This window comes from Lysinibacillus sp. RC79 (assembly GCF_041262405.1).
GTDB lineage: Bacteria > Bacillota > Bacilli > Bacillales_A > Planococcaceae > Lysinibacillus.
Genome location: NZ_JBGCCD010000006.1, coordinates 1 through 19,212 on the forward strand (window position 1 = coordinate 1; position 19,212 = coordinate 19,212).

Sequence of the window (19,212 nt, forward strand, 5' to 3'; positions counted from 1 at the left end):
GGCGAAGTAAAAGGGTTTACCGGCGAAAGAGGGAGTTTTAGCGGCGAAGTAAAAGGGTTTACCGGCGAAAGAGGGAGTTTTAGCGGCGAAGTAAAGGGGGTTTACCGGCTAAATAGGAAATTTTACCGGCGAAGTAAAGGAATTACTCCGGCAAATTTAGTTGCTCTTTCGATGAAGTAACTCCTTCGCTGCTAAAAGCTGTTTCAACTTTCATATTTACATTTTTTGAGCAATTCATTTCATATATTTCTAATAATCAACATGGTATTCTATTAGGAGGAGATGAAATATTTGGATAAATCAATCCTGGATTTATTGAAAAAGGGTGGATTCATTTTGTATGCAAGGCATGGCGAGGCAACTGTCGGGGTAGATCAGCCGTATTTAAATTTTCAAGATTGTTCTACTCAAAGAAATTTGTCTGAAGTTGGGCGAAGGGAAGCCATTTACTTTGGACAAATGCTACGCTATCTACAAATTCCAATCAGTTCACTAATTGTCGCAAGTCCTTTTTGTCGAACAATTGAAACGGCAAAGCTCGCATTTCCTTATGCCTATATCCAAATTGATCCACTTGGATATGAAATTTATAAATTGGGTGGAAACATTCCAATCGTTGAAAAAACAAATATATTATCAAATCTACAATCAGTGCTAGAAAGAAAGCCACCACAGGGGATGAATCAAGTGATCATTGCTCATAGCTTTCCTGAAGGTGTTGGATTAGGGAGAATTTCAAACATCGGAATGGTTATTGTTAAGCCAAACGGTCCTGGAAACGGTTATGAAATAATAAAAAAATTAACTTTAGAAGATTTATCACTTTTAGGTAGTAGCTCAAATTAACATAAGGGTGGGAGAAAAGCATGGACATAAAAACGGTCTCACAGTGCACTTTAGAGGAAACTTTAAAAACTTGGAATAAAGGCTTTGAGGGGTATTTTGTACAAATAGAAATGAATGAAGAGATGTTTTTAAACCGAATCGTTGGAGAAGGGCTATCGCCAGAGCTTTCAATCGTCGCATTTGATCATAATAGTCCTGTGGGTATTGTATTAAATGGATTCAGACAAATAGATGGTAAGAAAACCTCTTGGAATGGCGGAACAGGCATTTCTCCAGACTATCGCGGTAAAGGTGTTTCTCGTGTTTTAATGGAAGAAACCATCGCCATCTATGAAAGAGAGAATGTGGAAGTTGCAGCGCTTGAAGCTATAAAAGAGAATAAAGTAGCAATTGCGTTATATGAGAAGTATGGCTATACAATTACAAATCAATTGCTATTTTTAAGTGGCGAATATGAAGCTAAAGTAGAAAAGCAAGCCACAATTCATGTGGAAACTATTAGACCAGAGCAGCTATCGCATTTATCTTTTTATCAGGAAGATGTTCCTTGGCAATGTAGCTGGCAAAGTAATAAACAAGGTGAAGCTAAAGTTTTTTACAACGAGAATAATGAAGCGATTGGCTATATGTTATATAAAATAGTATGGGATAAGGATGGAGCCATCGACCACATAGTACTTTATCAATTAGAGCTATTGGAGAATGGCAATGTAAAACATATTCCACACTTTATCGCAAGCATTACAAATCATAAAGTAAATTTAGCCACAGTTAACTTTTTAGCAAGTAATCCAGCGACGAGCTATTTGATGGAAAATGGGCTAGAGGTGAAGACAGAGCAAGTGCAAATGAAGAGGAACATGTTTGCGAGATGAGTAGAGAAAATTAGGGATGGTTTGAAATGTCAACGTTAAGCTGAACAACAACTTAGATAAATTTAAATCAAACTCTAAACTGGAAAGTGGAACAGAGATTTTCTCTACGAATGATAATAATACTTATATAATCATTGCAGACATTGATGGGTAACAAATACTTTAACTTTTTTGCTTGAGGGCTTGTTTTAACAGGTTGTAAACATCCAAGAATTCCAGTATACTAATCCGATAAAGAATGTAAATAAAGGATGAATTTAAATGACGTTTGAAGAGATATTACCACGCTTAAAAGCGGGAGAAAAAGTAATTCGTAAAGGTTGGGGCGGTGCCGAATTGTATGTGAAGCTTGTTGGACAAAGCGAACATGATGGCGAGGCTTTGAATCCTTATTTTTTAATTAATGTACGTGGTGAGGGCTATACAATGTTCACACCGACAGTCTGTGATTTATTAGCGGAAGATTGGATAATTGTCAATTAATCGAAAGTGCCATCTCAAATGAGGTGGTTTCTTTGTTTTTTGAGGAGAGATATATATGAAGTTTGAAGAATATAAGGGCAAGACGGTATTTGTAACGGGAGCAGCTTCAGGCATTGGTCAAGCCCAAGCTATTGCATTTTTAAAAAATGGGGCGAGTGTATTCGGGTTTGATTTAGATGAGCAAGGGTTAGTAAATTTACATCAGCAATATCCTGAACAATTTGTCTATGGAGTAGGTAGTGTATGTAATAAGAACGATGTAGAGCAAGCATTTGAAGCTGCGATTTCAATATTTAAGCAAGTAGATATTTTATTAAATACAGCTGGCGTTTTAGATGGCTTTGCAAAAACGCTTGATACAGATGAGGCGCTTTGGGATAAAATTATGAATACCAATGTAAAGGGTACATTTTTTGTGACAAATACGATATTACCTCATATGGTAAAAAGAAAATCAGGCGTAATCGTTAATATGGCATCTATTGCAGGACTTGTTGCAGGCGGTGGTGGCGCGGCGTATACAGCGTCTAAACATGCGATTGTAGGCTATACGAAGCAGTTAGACTTAGATTATTGTCGTGAAGGAATTCGTGCCAATGCCATTGCACCTGGAGCCATTCAAACACCAATGAACAAGGCAGATTTTGAAGGTGATGGTGCAATCGCAAAATGGGTCGCCGATGAAACACCTGCTGGACGTTGGGCCCAACCAAGTGAAGTGGCGAGTTTAACACTTTATTTGGCTAGTCAATCAGCTGATTATATACACGGAGCCATTATACCGATTGATGGCGGATGGCTTACTAAATAGTATTGTTCAATCGTAAATTCTTCTGCTATAATACGCAAGTAAGCAAAATTCAGCTTGCACTGCGGCACTTCAGATAGGGCGAAAAGCTCTCTTCCTTTGGCCGTAGTTATTACTAAAATAGCGGATATGCTATTTTACAAAGGAGAATAAAATTGCATACATCTATTGTAAAAGATTCTAGCCGTACTTCTGTAACTGAACTTACAAAGACGGCACTTGTTGCAGCTTTATATGTGGCTGTAACTGTTTTATTGTCAGTCATAAGTTTTGGGGCAGTTCAACTTCGTTTGTCGGAGATGTTTAACTACCTGGCCCTATATAACAAGCGCTATGTGTTAGCAGTGACTCTAGGAGTAGTACTAGCAAATTTCATGTCACCAACGTGGGTATTAGATGTACCTATTGGTGGAATTGCGACATTTCTCGTTTTAATTCTTTGCCGAAGAGTAACGAAAAATATAACAAATGATATTGTGAAAATGGTTATAACTGCATTGATTTTCGCTATATCAATGTTCACCGTTGCAGGACAATTAACAATTCTCAATGATCTTCCGTTTTGGGCAACCTGGTTTACAGTAGGTGTTGGAGAATTGCTATCCATGACTGTTGGTGGTATGACTATTTATTTATTAAATAAAAAAATTGATTTGACGAAATAAATTGAAGTCAAAAAAGCAAGTCACCATTAAAAGGAGACTTGCTTTTTTGACTCTATTAGAAACCTAGTTTGCGATCAGTCGGCGGAAAAGGAGGGGGAGCACCTGAATATTTGGAGAACCCTCACATCATGTCTCCCTCAATAAATCCTTTGCCATATTATTCTACTGTAACAGATAATTCCTTCACAAGGAGAGATGAAGAGCCATACCCATCTGGCAGGAAGTAAAGCTCTGAGCTGATTTCTTCGATATTATTTAAAAACTCAAAGAAGTTTCCGGCGATTGTCATTTGCTTCACAGGTGATGCAATTTTGCCATCTTGAATATGGAATCCTTTTGCTGCGACTGAAAAATCACCAGAAACCGTATTCGTACCAGAGTGAAGACCAGATAATTCAGTAATAAGTACTCCTTCAGAAACGGAGGCCATTAACTCCTCTTGTGATCGCTTACCTGGTGAAATATATAAATTTTGAGGTGCGATTGATAAAGTACCTTTGTACGAATCTTTATGTGCATGCCCACTCGTTTCGCGGCCTTCCTTTTTTGCCGTTTTTCTATTATGCAATAGTGTTTGCAGTGTCCCATCTAAAATGATCGCCTGCTCTTTTGTTGCAACACCTTCACCGTCAAAGCTTGCTCCAGACAAAGCTTCAGGATGGAATGGGGCGTTCAGTAATGTAAAGGCATCTGACGCCACTTTTTGTCCGACTTTCCCTTTTAAGAGAGATTGGTCCTTTTGTGCATTTTCAGCTGACAATATAGGCATAAAAGTACTTAGTAAAGAAGCTGTCGCATCAGAGCGTAGGATGATTGGGTATTTTCCAGATGGAATCGACTTCTCACCTAGATTCACAAGTGCTTCCTCGGCTGCTGCTTTGGCAATTTCTTCAGCATTGAGTGAATGAAAATCACGTGTCATTTTCAAATACCCACCTGTTTTCAGTTCCTCACCTTCTTTTACAACTGTAGAAAGGAAGATGACTAAACCGTTCTCCTTATGTGATAAGGAAAGGTTTTTACTATTCGCTAATGAACGTTCAGTAGTATATTCTTGAAGAAAACAGTAATCAAGCGTTACAATGCGCGAATCGTATGCACGAATTTTTTGTTCAATTGAACGAAGTAGCTCAATTTTTTCAGGAATTCCGATAGTCTCTAATTCTTCATTGTAAAATTCATACGGCGTGTATTCATTACTGCCTTCAAAAATATCTATGCCCTCATCTTCATCTAGAACGTCCGCATTTTCTTTTGCACTGTTGATTAAAAAGGACATCGATTCATCGTCTAGTTTTTCTGTATAGGCGTAACCCATTTTTCCGTTATGCAGCCCACGTAGACTTAGGCCCCCATCTTCAGACGTTTCATAGCTATCAATCTGACCTTCGTATAGCATACATTGAAAAGAGTTTTTTCGTTCATAATAAACTTCAGCCTCTATAAAACCGGCTTCTATCGCCTTATTTAGTAGTTTTTCTTGATATTCAGCAATGTTCATAATTATTCCCCCTTCGTTCCTCCAACTGTTATTTCACTTACGCGAATCATTGGCTGGCCAACATTGACAGGAAGACTACCACTAATAGATCCGCACATACCAGCACCGTGCGCAAGATTATTACCAACACGATCAACTAGCTGTAACGTTTTTGCCCCGTTACCTATAAGTGTTGCACCACGTACAGGACGATCAATTTTTCCATCCTTTACGATATAAGCCTCCATAACCGCGAAGTTATAATCTCCAGTCGATGGATTTACTTGCCCGCCACCCATATATTTTGCATAAATACCATATTCGGTAGATGCAATAATTTCTTCAGGTGTAGAAGTGCCTGGAGCGATATATGTGTTCGTCATCCGGGATGTTGGATTGAAACGATAGGATTGGCGACGTGAAGAGCCTGTTGGTTCAGCATTCATACGGCGACCATTAAATTTATCAATCAAGTAGCCTTTTAAAATACCATTTTCAATTAAGATGTTTTTTCGCGTTTTTTCCCCTTCATCATCAATGTTAAGGGAACCCCATTCGTTTGGAAGTGTGCCATCATCAATATATGTAACAATATCAGGGGCAACTTTTTCACCAATACGATTTGCAAAAACGGAATTGTTTTTCGCGACGGCTGTTGCTTCAAGTCCATGACCACAAGCCTCGTGAAATATAACGCCACCAAATTCATTATCAATGATGACTGGGAATTTACCGCTAGGACATTCATCGGCATGAAGCATAGTGACCGCAATACGTGCAGCTTCACCAGCATAGTGCTCTAGATCTAGATTTTCGATAAATTCAAAGCCTGCATGAGCACCAGGACCATAGAAGCCCGTTTGCATTTCTTTGCCCTCGGAGGCAGTTGCCTGGATGGCAAGTCGACTATGAATACGCTTGTCTTCTACAAATTTTCCTTCTGAGTTGGCGATTAAAACATGCTGCTCTTCGTCAAGATACCTTACTTTAACTTGACTGATGCGTTCATCATAATTTCTAGCAATGTCATTAGCCTGTCGCATGACTGATACCTTTCTAGCATGCTCCACACTGTTTGGTAGAATGATAATGTTATGAATAGGCGTAATAATTTCTTTTTTCAGTGGTTGAATCGTTCCAGTAGTACCTCCTTTAATGGCAAGTGCTGCTCGTTTTGCTGCTGCTAGTAGGCCTTCCTCTGAAAAATCATTTGTGTACGTATAGATGCTTTGAAGTCCAGAAAAAATGCGTATACCAATGCCGAAATCACGCCCTGAAATACTTTGTTCAATTTTTTCACTTTGTAATGTTAATTCATTGACAAACTTATCCTCGATGAAAACTTCGGAAAAATCGCCACCTGTAGAAAGAGCTGCTTCAAGTACATTTTCAATAACTGATTGTTTAATCATATTTTCTCCTCCTTTTCTCAAGTATACCAAATAATTCAAAAATTCTGTATTTGTGAAGTATATCACATGATTATATATATTCTATTTGTGACGTTTTATGATAGGGAGTGTTGTGAATAGGGGAATATCTCCAATAAATATCTACATGAGAATCAAAAATTAATTATATTTAACATCTTCTTACACCAAACTAGTGGAAAGGCATAGGAAGGTGATGGAATGAAGCAACATCAATATAGTGCAGGGGATATTGTTTATATTTTTTATCGACATCCGTCTATTGAGGAAGTAGTAAACATACAGGAAGTGGCGGTAGTGCACAATCCAGATAATCCGAATGAGCTGTCGCTATTTCTCTTTGAGTCGTATTATCCGCTAACAAACGATATTTTAATATTTACAAGCGAAATGGATGCTGAGCAAGCTTATCACCAATATTTTTATTGATAGAGGCTGAAAATATGTAGTCCATTTAACGTTGATTTTCCTACATTAAAAAGTAGCATTTTCAACACTCTAATGAGAGAAGACGTAATAAGTTTTCTCTCTAAATCTTATTCTATAACTAACTGAGTTAAGTATGGTTCAATATATCTACTATCTAATCCATCCGGTAACTTTAAGAGTGAGAAATATTGCATTTTTTCTGATTCTTTATAATCAATAACTAAATCGCCCTTAACATTTCTTGTATAATAGACTGCCGTAACTGAGTATAGTTCATCCCCATTCGAAACTTTAAGATAGTAATCTGGACCTGAAAAAATACCTAATAACTTTAGGTCCTCTATAACTAAACCTGTTTCTTCTAACACTTCTCTTTTTGCGGTATCTTCTAAGCTTTCTCCTAATTCCATTAAACCACCTGGAAGCCCCCAACCTCCATCGTATCTTTTTTGCAATAACACTTCATTTGCTTTATTGAGAATTAATACAACTGAACCAGGTAAAATGATGGGCTGGTGTCCTACATATTGTCTTAAAAATTTATAGTATTCCATGATTACACTCATTTCTGTAATTATTTTTATCCTTATATATGAATTATCTAAATTACAAAAAAGTCCTCCTTGAATTTGTATAATCCCAATCTTGATGGTAACGCTAAGCAGAGATCATAATCCAAGAAGGGGAGAGACAATATGTACTCGTTTCAACCGAATTGTTGGTCGGAGCATGATGAACTAAAGGTTGTTATGCTTTGTGCACCTTCAAATTTAGATGTAACAGATTTAACAATAGCTGAAAATGTAGGATGGAGTGCTGCTGTCAATCATGTGAAAGCAATGGAGAATTTTATGGAATTTAAGACAACGCTAGAAAATGCGGGTGTCCATATAATTGACTATTCGAAAGAGCTAACAAATGATGAGAAAACAGTAAGTGAGCAGCTTATTAATAGGTACTTTGTACGCGATCTTGCCTGTGTTATAGGAAATAGTATTTTCCTTGGAGAGGCAGGTAGTTCGCTAAGGCGTCCAGAGTATCCACATGCACACTCATTATTAGAAAAGTGGTTTCCGGAGAAGTTTTTAAAATTTAAACAACCTCCTTCTACTGCTTTAGAATGTGGAGACGTGCTGATTTTAAATAAGGATGCCGTACTTATTAATATTGGAATGAGAACAACGTTAGAGGCTGTGGAAAGTATCAAGGATCGTATCTTCCAAGAAGGATTTTCGGAAATTGCGATCATTGATTTGCCAAGACGCTCCGATACACTTCATTTAGATATGAATTGTAATGTTACGAACGCTAATCTGCTAATAGCTAAAAACTTTATGCGCTATTTTCCTGTACATGTATTCACAGCTCAAACAAGTCGTTTTGAAATGACTGAGCAATTTTTAAATCACCATGGCTTTGACGTTTACTGGCTTGAAAAATATAATACAATCCCTGATATCAATTTTATAAATCTTAATCCCGAAACACTGTTGATTAGTAAGCAAGCAACGAAGCAGCAATGGACGAAGCATCCACTATTGCAAAAAAAGAATTTGATAGAAATTGATGTCACAGAGCTTGAAAAAGGCGGTGGTGGCATTCGTTGTATGACATTACCATTGGTAAGAAAGTAAGCAAAAAGGTAGGAGGGTTGATCAAAATGACATCTAAAACAAGTAAAGGACGGTTGTCTTGGTGGCAGCTTTCGCTTCTCGGCATAGGTTGTACACTAGGTACAGGATTTTTTCTTGGGACAAGTATGGCCATTCATAAAAGTGGTCCTGCTGTTTTAATTCCTTTTTTGTTAGCGGCGATTGCTACGTACATTGTCTATGATGCTCTTGTTAAGATGTCAGTTGACAATCCAGATAAGGGTTCATTCCGTACTTATGCAAAGCAAGCTTTTGGTAAATGGGCTGGATTCAGTAATGGCTGGATTTACTTGATTTCTGAGATGCTTATTATGGGCAGCCAATTGATGGCGCTTGGTATTTTTACAAAGCTTTGGTTTCCTAAGCTTCCATTATGGGTTGCTGCAACTATTTATGCAGCACTTGCGTTAGTCGTTATTCTTACTGGTATGAAGGGCTTTGAAAAATTTCAAAATATTTTTGGTGCGATAAAGGCAGCGGCGGTTTTGATGTTTATTATAGTAGCGGCTATTTTAATAATAAAAGGATTTAATTCAGAATCCACTACACTCGCTGCACTGCATGCAAATTATGAAGAATTTTTCTCACAAGGTTTGAAAGGAATATGGCTTGGACTGCTATATGCCTTTTATGCATTTGGTGGAATTGAGGTTATGGGATTAATGGTCATTGATTTAAAAAATCCTAAAGAAGCACCGAAAGCTGGAAAAGTGATGCTTATTGCTATAACTGTCATTTTTCTAATGGCTATTATGCTTGCCTTGGCGCTTGTTTCTTGGAAGGACTTTAATATTGAGGAAAGCCCATTTATTACAGCGCTTAATGGTTATCACATACCTTTTTTTGCAGACATTTTTAATGGCGTTTTAATTATGGCAGGCTTTTCAACAATGGTAGCCTCTTTATACGCGGTCATAACGATTCTCGTTACATTGGCAGAGGATCATGATGCTCCAACGGCTTTGGCGAAAAAAGGGAAGATGAAGATTCCATTTCCTGCATTTCTCTTTTTAGCTAGTGGTTTAATCATCACTATTGTTATAGGCTTCCTTATGCCAGAAAAGATTTTTGAATATTTGGTTACAGCTGCAGGCTTAATGCTGATTTATAACTGGCTCTTTATATTAGTGACATATAGAAAGCTAATGGAGCTGACGAAGTGGGAGCATGTGAAGAATGGTATCGGAATGTTGCTCATTGTGGTGACGGTGTCTGGGACGTTAGGAGAAAAAACAAGCAGACTCGGATTTTTCGTGAGCCTGCTTTTTATCATCATTATAGGAATTGCGACTTGGATTGTAATGAGAAGGCAAAAACAGAGTAAACATGTTTAACTTCTTTCAGCAGGTGTCCAAACATCCGTACCTGTCGCTACGCTTTCGGTACAAAAAACATCCGCTGAAATAGAGGAACTCAATCTAAGAACGCCACGTCCTGTGGCAACGACTGAGTGACCAACATCATGCTGCTGACGCTTCGCTTTCGCGCAAAAAACATCTGTTGGCCCAAAGCCTCCGGCGGATGTCACGGAATCGGAAAGGAATTCTTTGTGCTAGCACAAAGCCGATTCCGGACGCAATTATGCCGAGGCATAATTGATTATTGTTCTTTGTTCTGCAGAGAATTTTGCATACGTAAAAAAGGACATTTCGATGGACTACTATTATCATCACTTAAAAAATACTGCTTCCATTCATAACTACCTTCTTGCCCATACCATTTTAAATCACGATGAGCTGGAATAGCATCGTATTCGGTAATGCGTTGACGGATAAGCTTCTTTAATTTTCGACCAAATACAGTAGAGTCGTTCATTTCTTCAAATATCCAGCGTGGCTGGAATGCCATTAATAAAGTAGAGAAATTACGACTCTTTCTTAATTTGTGTGCGGGCGTTGCACAAGACACAAAATAAGGCTCACCGTTAAAACAAAATTCCCATTCATGATGTGATGGATCGGTTGGAATTTCCTTTGGCCAATCGACATCATCAAATTTAGTTAAATTGTTTAAAACTGACCAAAATAAATTTCTATAATCCGCAACATCGAAGTTTTTATGCATATCATTAGGGGTTTTGAAGAAAATGGTATGTGTTGTATAGTTTCCGAATGTTTGAGAGTACTTATCGTATTCCTTTAAGCATCGTGCTAACGTCTTTATCGATTGTTCCTCTCGTGGATCTCCGATAAAACTATAGCGAAGATGGTTCGATAAAAAACCTTTTCTAGCTGGAATACAGGGAAACGTATTTGCTTCATCTGCAACCATGGCAGCGAAGTCGGTATATGCTGACTGTTGCCATAATGGAAGTGTTTCAAAATGTTCTTCTATCCACTTCTTGTCTAACACTGCTACTTCCACTTATGTCTCCTCCTTCTATACATCTTTATACTATTAAAGAAAAAGCAAATGGGTGACGATGTATAGGCATTAACGATTTCTAAATAGCGAAAATAAGGGGAATTTACACTAAACAGGCTTATTACCATAACGTGGGGGTGATTTCCATTCCGGCTAGGCGCTTTGTTACTGTCGCTTCGCTTTCGCATAGAGCAAAGCTTCCTGGGGGCGTCCGATGAGCCGCTTCACTCGCGTTGCTCGCTCCAGGGTCCCATCTGTGACGCTAATCCCCAAGGAGTCGCCCAGCCTCCACTCCAATCAACATTCTTTTTAATAAATGTCATTCCTAATTTTTGGTGAAAAGCAAATTAATAGTTTCAATTTTTTTATAATAGAAAACATAATTAATGGTATGATAAAGTCCTAATATTTCAATTATTTAACATAAAGATTATTTATTAAGTGTTAAAAATTGAGAAGTTGAAAAAAATCAATGAAAGGATGACAAGCATTTGAATTCAGATAAATTAACAAATCGTATGTTAAGGATCATAAAGAATGCGGAAAAAGAAGCTTCCTCTTCACAACATAAAGTGTTACAGCCTATTCATTTTTTACTTGCTTGTCTAAAAGAAAAAGAGGGGGTCCTTGGCGAAATAGTATTAAAATGTACTATAGATGAAGCTTCTATAAGAAATTTGATTAATGAACTTGATCTAAAATCAGACAAGAATATACAAAGCCATAATTCATTTAATGTTCCAATAACAAATGATGTTTTAACAGTATTGGAACAAGCAACTTGTTATATGCAAAACTATAACCAGGTTTATATAAATGAAGGACACTTACTTAAAGCATTAATAAAGGCGAATATGCTTGAGGAATTCGTTTCAGAAAAAGACAAGAAAATGATTTTAAAACTTGGTACGACTTCGCGGGATATGGTTGCTCATCTTCACAATTACAATTTCCCAGATTTGATTTATAGTAATATTCGTAGAGTCAATCGTGATGATAAAAACAAGCTAATTCATTTTGTAGAAAGTCATTTTTCGCAAGAGTGGTCAGAAACAATTAAAAGTGCATTTTTAAGTACTGTGCCTTCCATATATGTAGCTTTTGATAATAAGGGAGAGCTTGTTGGATTTGCTGGATTCGACGTTTATCAAAATAAAAAATGTTATTTTGGCCCAATGGGTGTAGTGAAATCTAATCGAGTAAAGGGGATAGGATATTCCCTTCTCCATCATTGTTTAAAAGATATGCATGAGATTGGGTATGAATATGCAATTATAGGAGGAGCAGGTCCAATTGAATTTTATGAAAAAGCTTGTCATGCTGTTGTCATTCCTGCTTCCAACATTTAAGGAGGTAAGTTATGAATATAGTTCAAGCAAACACTATTTCTCCAGCTATTAGAAAACTACTTTCTTTTGCAACTTCGGATGAAAAAGTTCAACAAGAGTATGAAAAATATATACTTTTATCGAATAGGACATTATATAGCGTTGAATTCGAAGGTGAAATAGCTGGTTGTATTGGTATAGAACAACTCAGCTTATCAGAGTGTGAGATTAAGCATATTGCTGTATTAGCTGATCAACGAGGAAAGGGTATTGGTAGTAAAATGATTAATTTTATAGCGAGTAAGTACCCAACAATTGTTGCTGAAACGGATTATGAGGCTGTAGATTTTTATCGTCGTTATGGGTTTTTTATAACTAGTCTAGGAGAGAAATACCCAGGTGTGGAACGCTTTCTATGTCAATATAATAAACAGTAAAAGAACCCGCAATGCTTGTCTGATAATGAAAAGCATGCAGGTTCTCTTTTATGATTTTGGATTAAAGACCTTTTCGTCAAGAATGTTTAATGCATGATGAATATCCTCTAAATCTTTCTTTGATGCATGTTGAATAAGTTGTAGAAAGCGCTCTTCTATACAGGCGAATGCTTCCTCCATTACTTTTTCCCCATCTTCTGTAAGGCAAACATAGTGCTTTCTTCGATCTTCGGTATCGCTAATTTTTTCAATAAACTTTCTTTCCTGTAATTTGCGTAATTCACGGCTTGTATTAGGTAAGGACATATGCTGACAATCACTAATTTCAGTAGGAGTAACTGGCTGGCTTACTTTTATATATTCTAGAATTTTATATTGTACAGGTGTAATATTATCGATTTTAACGTTTTGAGTTAGTTCATGTGTTACTTGATGTACCGCTGTTGTAAATGCTACGAACTGATTAAATAATTCTTTTTTGTCCAAACGTGTTCACCTCTTACTGACAAGATAACAAAAAACTTATCTTAAAACAATTATCATTTGACAACTAAAATTATGTGATTTATTATTTTATTATCAAATGATAAGTAATGGAGGATGCATGATGAACACATTAATTATTTATACATATCCCAATCATAAAAGTTTGAATTATGCTTTTTTACAGAAGGTTATGAAGGGCTGTAATGACAATCCTTTCGTAAAGGAGATTCAAGTATTAGATTTATACGAGGAGCAATTTGATCCGCTTTTAGTTTTTCATGAACAGAAACGACGTCGTGATATGTTTCGTGATCCAAAGCTTGAGAAATATCGAGAACAAATTAGGTGGGCTGATAAAATCGTTTTTGTATATCCGATTTGGTGGGGAAGACCACCAGCAATGCTTCTAGGGTATATCGATCAATTGTTTGCGGCCAACTTTGCTTATAAAGATAAAAAGGGACTATTTCCTGAGGGGCTACTAAAAGGAAAATCAGTAGTGTGTATTTCGACAATGAAGGGTCCAACAAAATATCCACTGTTATGGCTAAATAATGCTCATAAAATATTAATGAAAAGAGCGTTATTTAATTTTGTTGGCATTAAACAAGTGAAGTTTTTTGAATTCGGCAATATGGAAAGTAAGAAGGGGGGACATAGCAGAAAACTCGAAAAAATTTATCAATATTTTAGAAAAGTAGCTTACTAGTTCATCTGCCTAATAGACTCGTGCAGACGAAAAAAGAATCTGTTATTCGTTTGCACGAGTATGATTTAATGGCAGAGTTACAAAAAACGTTGTAAATTCAGCAGGCTTGCTTTCAACAGTAATGGTTCCGTTATGCATATCGATGATTTTCTTTACGATAGATAGTCCTAAGCCACTTCCGCCATTCTCAGCCGTCCTTGATTGGTCAGCCTTATAAAATCGCTCGAATACATGCTTTTGTTGTTCCGCTGTTAAACCGATACCGCTATCACAAATGGCAATAGTGATCGTATCCATTTGCATTGTCATAGATATCGTAATGATGCCAGCAGCTGGCGTGAATTTAATGCTGTTGCTTAGTAAATTCATCCATACTTGATTCATTAAATCTTCATCCGCTATTACCGAAATGCTTTCTAATTGCAAATCCATGTCGATATTTTTAGCTAGCCAATTAGGTTCAAGCGTTAGTACGACAGTGCGCAATTGCTTATCAAGTCGGAAATGCCTTGGCTCGAAGGGGTGGTGTTGTGATTCTAACGACGTTAGCTTTAGTAAATTGTCACTAATTTTTGATAGTCGATTACTTTCCATCTCAATGATTGCTAAATAATGCTGTCGCTTATCCTCAGAGAGGTCAATGTTTTTCAAAGCTTTAGCAAAGCCATTAATAGATGTTAGAGGCGACTGAATTTCATGAGATACATTCGAGATAAATTCTTGGCGCATTCTTTCCATTTCACCTAATTCGACTGCCATATGATTGATGCCATGTATTAATTGACCAAATTGATCTTCGTCATCTGCTTTAAGATCTAATTTGACAGTAAAATCACCTTTTGAAATCCGGCTTAATGCATCTACAATCGTATTCCAGTAGTTCCGTTGTCTTTTTAGCCCAATTAAAAAGGTGATGATGACTGAGCAAGCAAAGAGAACAAAAACACCAACTACGGTCCATAATTGAAGCCAGAAACCTTGTGGATGTTTGCCTAACCAATCATAAAGCCAGGACGTTATGTGGTAGGAAATAAAAGCAAATACGATGCTAATGATAAGAAGAAGCATTAAAGTTAAAAAAAGCTTTAAAAAATTTTTTAGTCTTCTCATGAAACAAGTTCCAATCGATAGCCTAGGCCGCGAATTGTACGAATAGAAAATCCACTTGTTTCTTGAGGAAAACGTTGACGAAGTCTTTTAATGTGAACATCGACTGTACGTTCATCACCTTCATAGTCGTATCCCCAAATTTCTTCGATTAGCTGTTCACGTGAAAAAGTTTTTCCAGCATAGCTTGCTAACGTAAATAATAGTTCAAATTCCTTTAAACGAAGTGTTAAAGATTCACCGTTATACAAGACTTCATGTGTATTACGATTTAACTTAATATTGCCAGCTTCCACAAATTGAGATAGGGAAATATGGTATCTTTTAAGTATTGATTTCACACGGACGATCAGCTCTACAGGCTCAAATGGTTTAACAAGATAATCATCTGTTCCAAGATGAAAGCCCTTTACCTTTTGTGAGGTTTCTCCCTTTGCGGTTAGCATTAAGATTGGTAGATTATCATTAAATGAACGTATTTCTTCGCATAATTCCCAGCCGTCCATATTTGGCATCATAATGTCCATAATAATCATATCCACCTTATCAGAATCCAATTTGGACAGTGCATCTACACCGTCCGTAGCTTCAATTACCTCTAAACCTTCATTTTGTAAAAATACCTTAACTAATTCTCGAATATGGGCATCATCATCTACAACTAATAGTTTTGTCACGCTAACAAATCCCTTCGTTATTCTTCTTTAATACGTAATTGTTGCTTGGCAAACTCTCGATACATGTCATGAGTCTCAAATAGAGAATCATGTGTGCCGCTGCCCGTAATATGTCCTTTCTCCACAAAAAGTATTTGATCGGCATCTACTACTGTAGAAAGGCGGTGTGCAATTACAAGCGTTGTTCTACCTTGCATTAAATTATCTAATGCTTTTTGAACATAGATTTCTGATTTACTATCTAGACTAGATGTTGCTTCATCTAGCATTAATATTTGAGGGTCGCGTAAAAGTGCTCTGGCGATAGAGATTCGTTGTCGTTGACCGCCAGAAAGCTTAATGCCTCGTTCTCCTACCTCTGTATCAAATTGGTCTGGTAGTTCATTGATAAATTGATCGGCATAGGCCATTTTGGCAACTCGCTCAAGCTCTTCATCCTGCACTTCTCTGTCAATACCATAGCAAATATTTTCACGAATCGTCCCAGATAGAAGTGCACTCTCCTGAGCAACATAGCCGATTTGACTTCTCCAAGAGTGTAAGGAGTACGTGTTGATAGGGGTTTCTCCAAGTGTAATACTTCCGTTAGTAGGCTGATAATATCTTTCTAACAGAGAAAATGTTGTTGTTTTCCCTCCGCCACTAGGCCCTACGATGGCCGTAACTTTACCTGGTTCAATGGTGAAATTAATATTCGATAAAATTAGGTCTTCTCCATAAGCAAAGTCAACATTTTTTACATAAATAGGCTGATCCGCTATTTCTAATGTTTTTCCTTCGAAAATATTTTCTTCTTCATGCTCAAGTAATGCACTAATTCGCTCTGTAGCACCCATTGCTTTTTGAAGCTGTGTAAAAAACATTGTTAATTGGGTCATCGGCATGATGATTTGGATTAAATATAAAATAAATGCTACCATGTCTCCAGCTGTAAGCTCGCCTGAAGAAACTCGTACACCGCCATAACCAATAATGGCTACAAGGACTGACATTAAGACAAACGAAATGAGTGGCGAAATAAGCGCATGGATTTTAGCTTCTTTTAAGCCAAACGTAAAGAGGTTTGTAATGCCTTTCTTACCACGCTCATATTCTATACTTTCGGCATTTGAAGCTTTTACTAATCGTGTCTCAGGCAACACTTGATTTAGTACGGACGTAAATTTTGCTGTCTCATCTTGCATTCCTTTTGAAATGACAAACATACGTCTTCCTAAAAGCATTAAAATAACCATAGCTAGCGGAACAGCGATCAGCATGACTAAGGTCATTCTCCAATCTAAGATTAATAGAATAATAATTGATCCAATAATGGAAATAACACCAGATAAACAGTTCGCAAGATGTTCTGTAATGAGCTCCTTGACAACAGCTGTGTCATTCGTAACACGACTTAATGTTTCACCTGTATCGTTCTCATCGTAATAAGGAATTGGTAAATGAAGTAGCTTTCTCCAAAGCTGATCTCGTAATGTCGCGACGACATGATGTCCGACACGATTTAAATAATAAATAGAAAGGCCACTTGCAATTGCCTGCGCGATAAAAGCAATACCTAACAAAAGTATTTGCCAATAATCAAGGGATGCTAATGAAAAGCCATCGACTAATTTTTTTGTAAATAACGGTACGATAAAGCCTACACCTGTAGTTGCTAAACTCATGATTAATGCAATAATTAATAGCGATACTGGTGGCTCAGCTTGTTTCACTAGGCGAATAAAACGTCGCCAATCCGTAAGTTTTTTCGTATCTTTTGATGCCTCCTGCAAAGTAAATCCTCCTTCAATTTCATCAACAATAAAATATGAATCTTTTATGTTACTAACTATAGCATGTCTTTATGAACTGAATATGAAATGGGTAAGAGATGATGATTGTGATTGAGATAAATTCGATCTATTCTAAATTTTTTAGTGGAAGTTCAAACAAGTTCCTTTTTTGGAGAAATATCATACAATATTATAAACCGACAGTCGGTCTAATGAAGAAGGGCATTTTAGATTATACAGTGAAATTAATGTAAATTCCTCAGATGATAAAATGTTGAGCGAGTCGCCTTCTTTAAACTGTATGTTGGATCCTTTTTAATCAGCTTGTCTACTCATACTAATGGTACAACTAAGCAAACTGCGAATAAGTTTTTTGATGGATGATTTCCACTAGCATGGCAGGGGCATGATTCCCAATGCTTTTTCCAAAACGCTTTTTGGATTGGATTTTGCCCTGTATATTTGTTTTGGTTTCTTTTGTACGTTTTGCCAATCCTTTAAAATGCATGGTTTCGATGTACACCTCATCGCCAAGAGACAAGATTTTATTTGCTAACGCACCATGTTTTTCTTTGATGTAGGAAGCTTTCTTTCTATATAATTCTTTTATTTGTTTTTTTGTTTTTTGATAGTTTTTACTATATGTCCAACGGAGTTTGACGCCATGTTTTATAGTACCATCCTTTTTGAAATTGTTAGGATTGGTACTTCTACGACTTCTATCCAACTTGCGTAATAAACGTCTTTTAGCGGAAATCAGTGTCTTCTAATTAATTTAAATAGATAAAAATGGTTAATCAACACACCTGATAATTCATTGATATGGTAAATAATTCTTGACCTTCAAGTTAGTTGAAGGTTTACATTGAAATTAAGAGAGGTGTGATGATTTGAAAAAATATATGACAATTCAAGAGTTCTCTGAAAGAACAGGTATAGCCAAAAGTACATTACGCTTTTATGAAACCAAAAATTTACTGTTACCGGAGGAAAGAAGTTCAAATGGCTATCGGGTGTATTCGGATAGTCAAATTGCAACAGTAAAGTTAATATCCACTTTGCGATTAGCAGATGTATCTATTCATGAAATTCAAAATTATTTACACGAGCAGGATGAAACGACTCGCCAAGAAATGATGAAAGTATGGATTCAAAATATGAAACAAAAACGAAATCTGTTGGATATTAGCTTACGTTACTTAGAAAGTAATTCCATTCGAGATGATATCTATTTGATTGATAAAAATGATGAAAAAATTATTTGGTATACAGCTCAATCTACAACGGGTAAATTTGGAGCCCATTTTGAAAACAGAGCAAGCGAATTAAAACAATTAAATATTAGCATTAAAAGTTATTATTTGAATTATTTATCAGGCCAAGATGTAATCAAAGCTCAAATCGGCTTTGGTGTTCCAGCAAATACAAACATAAATGATATAGCTGATAGTGAATTTATTGAACATATGCCTTCTTGTATATGTCTGGCATTACCATTTAAAGAACAAATGTCAACGATCAAGGACGGATACATAAAATTACTTCAATACGCGCTTCAACATAAATGGGTGCCGTCACGCTCCATTCTTGAGTGGTATCGAGGTGATGATTTTACTCAACTAGATTTATTGTTACCTGTAATGCAGATTGAACAGGGATAAAAG

The 19,212-nt window shown here is 36.7% G+C and carries 23 protein-coding genes; 13 read left to right on the forward strand and 10 right to left on the reverse strand.

The genetic code is table 11. The features are described 5' to 3' along the window. The 6 genes from ABH968_RS07645 to ABH968_RS07670 all read left to right on the forward strand — a co-directional run. On the forward strand, nucleotides 1-180 hold a 180-nt coding region (locus ABH968_RS07645; protein WP_370043428.1), incomplete at its 5' end, for a hypothetical protein. 102 nt (nucleotides 181-282) lie between these two features. Continuing rightward, complete coding sequence (locus ABH968_RS07650) at nucleotides 283-846, forward strand: histidine phosphatase family protein (RefSeq protein WP_370043429.1); 564 nt, start codon at nucleotides 283-285, stop codon at nucleotides 844-846. A gap of 20 nt (nucleotides 847-866) precedes the next feature. Further along, complete coding sequence (locus tag ABH968_RS07655; protein ID WP_370043430.1) at nucleotides 867-1,721, forward strand: GNAT family N-acetyltransferase; 855 nt, start codon at nucleotides 867-869, stop codon at nucleotides 1,719-1,721. A gap of 261 nt (nucleotides 1,722-1,982) precedes the next feature. Beyond that, entirely contained in the window at nucleotides 1,983-2,204 is a 222-nt protein-coding gene (locus tag ABH968_RS07660; protein WP_049666662.1) for a DUF2829 domain-containing protein, read from the forward strand. 55 nt (nucleotides 2,205-2,259) lie between these two features. Then, nucleotides 2,260-3,015 (forward strand): 3-oxoacyl-ACP reductase, encoded by a 756-nt coding sequence (locus tag ABH968_RS07665; protein ID WP_370043431.1) that lies wholly within the window; start codon nucleotides 2,260-2,262, stop codon nucleotides 3,013-3,015. Between the two features lie 152 nt (nucleotides 3,016-3,167). Then, entirely contained in the window at nucleotides 3,168-3,677 is a 510-nt protein-coding gene (locus ABH968_RS07670; protein ID WP_370043432.1) for a QueT transporter family protein, read from the forward strand. Between the two features lie 157 nt (nucleotides 3,678-3,834). On the opposite strand, the gene ABH968_RS07675 is transcribed toward ABH968_RS07670, so the two are convergent. Both ABH968_RS07675 and ABH968_RS07680 read right to left on the reverse strand, forming a co-directional pair. Next, the gene (locus ABH968_RS07675; protein ID WP_370043433.1) at nucleotides 3,835-5,178 is read right to left on the reverse strand and encodes a TldD/PmbA family protein; all 1,344 of its coding nucleotides are present in this window, start codon (nucleotides 5,176-5,178) and stop codon (nucleotides 3,835-3,837) included. A 2-nt stretch (nucleotides 5,179-5,180) separates the two neighbouring features. Next, nucleotides 5,181-6,569: a TldD/PmbA family protein gene (locus ABH968_RS07680; RefSeq protein WP_370043434.1), complete on the reverse strand. Its 1,389-nt coding sequence runs from the start codon at nucleotides 6,567-6,569 to the stop codon at nucleotides 5,181-5,183. Between the two features lie 219 nt (nucleotides 6,570-6,788). Between ABH968_RS07680 and ABH968_RS07685 the strand changes: the two genes are divergently transcribed. Then, nucleotides 6,789-7,016 carry a transcriptional regulator SplA domain-containing protein gene (locus tag ABH968_RS07685; protein WP_370043435.1) on the forward strand — a complete coding sequence of 76 codons (228 nt, stop codon included), beginning with the start codon at nucleotides 6,789-6,791 and terminating at the stop codon, nucleotides 7,014-7,016. 107 nt (nucleotides 7,017-7,123) lie between these two features. Here the strand turns inward: ABH968_RS07685 and ABH968_RS07690 are convergent, their stop codons facing one another. After that, nucleotides 7,124-7,570, reverse strand: coding sequence for an NUDIX hydrolase (locus tag ABH968_RS07690; protein ID WP_370043436.1), 447 nt, complete (start codon nucleotides 7,568-7,570; stop codon nucleotides 7,124-7,126). A gap of 141 nt (nucleotides 7,571-7,711) precedes the next feature. Here ABH968_RS07690 and ABH968_RS07695 point away from each other — a divergent pair, with 141 nt between their 5' ends. Beyond that, the gene (locus tag ABH968_RS07695) at nucleotides 7,712-8,650 is read left to right on the forward strand and encodes an arginine deiminase family protein (RefSeq protein ID WP_370043437.1); all 939 of its coding nucleotides are present in this window, start codon (nucleotides 7,712-7,714) and stop codon (nucleotides 8,648-8,650) included. A gap of 26 nt (nucleotides 8,651-8,676) precedes the next feature. After that, nucleotides 8,677-10,002 carry an amino acid permease gene (locus tag ABH968_RS07700; RefSeq protein ID WP_370043438.1) on the forward strand — a complete coding sequence of 442 codons (1,326 nt, stop codon included), beginning with the start codon at nucleotides 8,677-8,679 and terminating at the stop codon, nucleotides 10,000-10,002. Here the strand turns inward: ABH968_RS07700 and ABH968_RS07705 are convergent. Continuing rightward, on the reverse strand, nucleotides 9,999-10,196 hold the full coding sequence (locus ABH968_RS07705; protein WP_370043439.1) for a hypothetical protein: 198 nt from the start codon (nucleotides 10,194-10,196) through the stop codon (nucleotides 9,999-10,001). The genes ABH968_RS07700 and ABH968_RS07705 overlap by 4 nt on opposite strands. Before the next feature lie 71 nt (nucleotides 10,197-10,267). Beyond that, nucleotides 10,268-11,032 (reverse strand): YqcI/YcgG family protein, encoded by a 765-nt coding sequence (locus tag ABH968_RS07710; protein WP_370043440.1) that lies wholly within the window; start codon nucleotides 11,030-11,032, stop codon nucleotides 10,268-10,270. A gap of 491 nt (nucleotides 11,033-11,523) precedes the next feature. On the opposite strand from ABH968_RS07710, the gene ABH968_RS07715 reads away from it, so the two are divergent. Next, a complete protein-coding gene (locus tag ABH968_RS07715) occupies nucleotides 11,524-12,381 on the forward strand; it encodes a GNAT family N-acetyltransferase (RefSeq protein WP_370043441.1) in 858 nt (285 codons plus the stop codon). Nucleotides 12,382-12,392: 11 nt separating this feature from the next. Next, nucleotides 12,393-12,797, forward strand: a complete 405-nt coding sequence (locus ABH968_RS07720) for a GNAT family N-acetyltransferase (protein WP_370043442.1) — start codon at nucleotides 12,393-12,395, stop codon at nucleotides 12,795-12,797. A 48-nt stretch (nucleotides 12,798-12,845) separates the two neighbouring features. On the opposite strand, the gene ABH968_RS07725 is transcribed toward ABH968_RS07720, so the two are convergent. Further along, nucleotides 12,846-13,283, reverse strand: coding sequence for a MarR family winged helix-turn-helix transcriptional regulator (locus ABH968_RS07725; protein WP_370043443.1), 438 nt, complete (start codon nucleotides 13,281-13,283; stop codon nucleotides 12,846-12,848). 121 nt (nucleotides 13,284-13,404) lie between these two features. On the opposite strand from ABH968_RS07725, the gene ABH968_RS07730 reads away from it, so the two are divergent. Next, on the forward strand, nucleotides 13,405-13,992 hold the full coding sequence (locus tag ABH968_RS07730; protein WP_370043444.1) for an NAD(P)H-dependent oxidoreductase: 588 nt from the start codon (nucleotides 13,405-13,407) through the stop codon (nucleotides 13,990-13,992). A 42-nt stretch (nucleotides 13,993-14,034) separates the two neighbouring features. Here ABH968_RS07730 and ABH968_RS07735 read toward each other — a convergent pair whose 3' ends face one another. The 4 genes from ABH968_RS07735 to ABH968_RS07750 form a co-directional block, all read right to left on the reverse strand. Further along, on the reverse strand, nucleotides 14,035-15,102 hold the full coding sequence (locus tag ABH968_RS07735) for a HAMP domain-containing sensor histidine kinase (protein ID WP_370043445.1): 1,068 nt from the start codon (nucleotides 15,100-15,102) through the stop codon (nucleotides 14,035-14,037). Continuing rightward, complete coding sequence (locus ABH968_RS07740; protein ID WP_370043446.1) at nucleotides 15,099-15,776, reverse strand: response regulator transcription factor; 678 nt, start codon at nucleotides 15,774-15,776, stop codon at nucleotides 15,099-15,101. The genes ABH968_RS07735 and ABH968_RS07740 overlap by 4 nt, the downstream gene beginning before the upstream one ends. Before the next feature lie 17 nt (nucleotides 15,777-15,793). Beyond that, entirely contained in the window at nucleotides 15,794-17,548 is a 1,755-nt protein-coding gene (locus ABH968_RS07745) for an ABC transporter ATP-binding protein (RefSeq protein ID WP_370043447.1), read from the reverse strand. Nucleotides 17,549-17,897: 349 nt separating this feature from the next. Continuing rightward, the gene (locus ABH968_RS07750; protein WP_370043448.1) at nucleotides 17,898-18,275 is read right to left on the reverse strand and encodes a hypothetical protein; all 378 of its coding nucleotides are present in this window, start codon (nucleotides 18,273-18,275) and stop codon (nucleotides 17,898-17,900) included. 163 nt (nucleotides 18,276-18,438) lie between these two features. Between ABH968_RS07750 and ABH968_RS07755 the strand changes: the two genes are divergently transcribed. Then, nucleotides 18,439-19,209 (forward strand): helix-turn-helix domain-containing protein, encoded by a 771-nt coding sequence (locus tag ABH968_RS07755; RefSeq protein WP_370043449.1) that lies wholly within the window; start codon nucleotides 18,439-18,441, stop codon nucleotides 19,207-19,209. The last annotated feature ends 3 nt before the right edge of the window (nucleotides 19,210-19,212 follow it).

Excerpts from the sequence above, each read along its gene's own strand:
- ABH968_RS07650 (WP_370043429.1), top strand. The coding sequence starts at position 283 with ATGAAATATTTGGATAAATCAATCCTGGATTTATTGAAAAAGGGTGGA.
- ABH968_RS07655 (WP_370043430.1), top strand. The coding sequence starts at position 867 with ATGGACATAAAAACGGTCTCACAGTGCACTTTAGAGGAAACTTTAAAA.
- ABH968_RS07660 (WP_049666662.1), top strand. The coding sequence starts at position 1,983 with ATGACGTTTGAAGAGATATTACCACGCTTAAAAGCGGGAGAAAAAGTA.
- ABH968_RS07665 (WP_370043431.1), top strand. The coding sequence starts at position 2,260 with ATGAAGTTTGAAGAATATAAGGGCAAGACGGTATTTGTAACGGGAGCA.
- ABH968_RS07675 (WP_370043433.1), bottom strand. The coding sequence starts at position 5,178 with ATGAACATTGCTGAATATCAAGAAAAACTACTAAATAAGGCGATAGAA.
- ABH968_RS07680 (WP_370043434.1), bottom strand. The coding sequence starts at position 6,569 with ATGATTAAACAATCAGTTATTGAAAATGTACTTGAAGCAGCTCTTTCT.
- ABH968_RS07685 (WP_370043435.1), top strand. The coding sequence starts at position 6,789 with ATGAAGCAACATCAATATAGTGCAGGGGATATTGTTTATATTTTTTAT.
- ABH968_RS07690 (WP_370043436.1), bottom strand. The coding sequence starts at position 7,570 with ATGGAATACTATAAATTTTTAAGACAATATGTAGGACACCAGCCCATC.
- ABH968_RS07695 (WP_370043437.1), top strand. The coding sequence starts at position 7,712 with ATGTACTCGTTTCAACCGAATTGTTGGTCGGAGCATGATGAACTAAAG.
- ABH968_RS07700 (WP_370043438.1), top strand. The coding sequence starts at position 8,677 with ATGACATCTAAAACAAGTAAAGGACGGTTGTCTTGGTGGCAGCTTTCG.
- ABH968_RS07720 (WP_370043442.1), top strand. The coding sequence starts at position 12,393 with ATGAATATAGTTCAAGCAAACACTATTTCTCCAGCTATTAGAAAACTA.
- ABH968_RS07730 (WP_370043444.1), top strand. The coding sequence starts at position 13,405 with ATGAACACATTAATTATTTATACATATCCCAATCATAAAAGTTTGAAT.
- ABH968_RS07735 (WP_370043445.1), bottom strand. The coding sequence starts at position 15,102 with ATGAGAAGACTAAAAAATTTTTTAAAGCTTTTTTTAACTTTAATGCTT.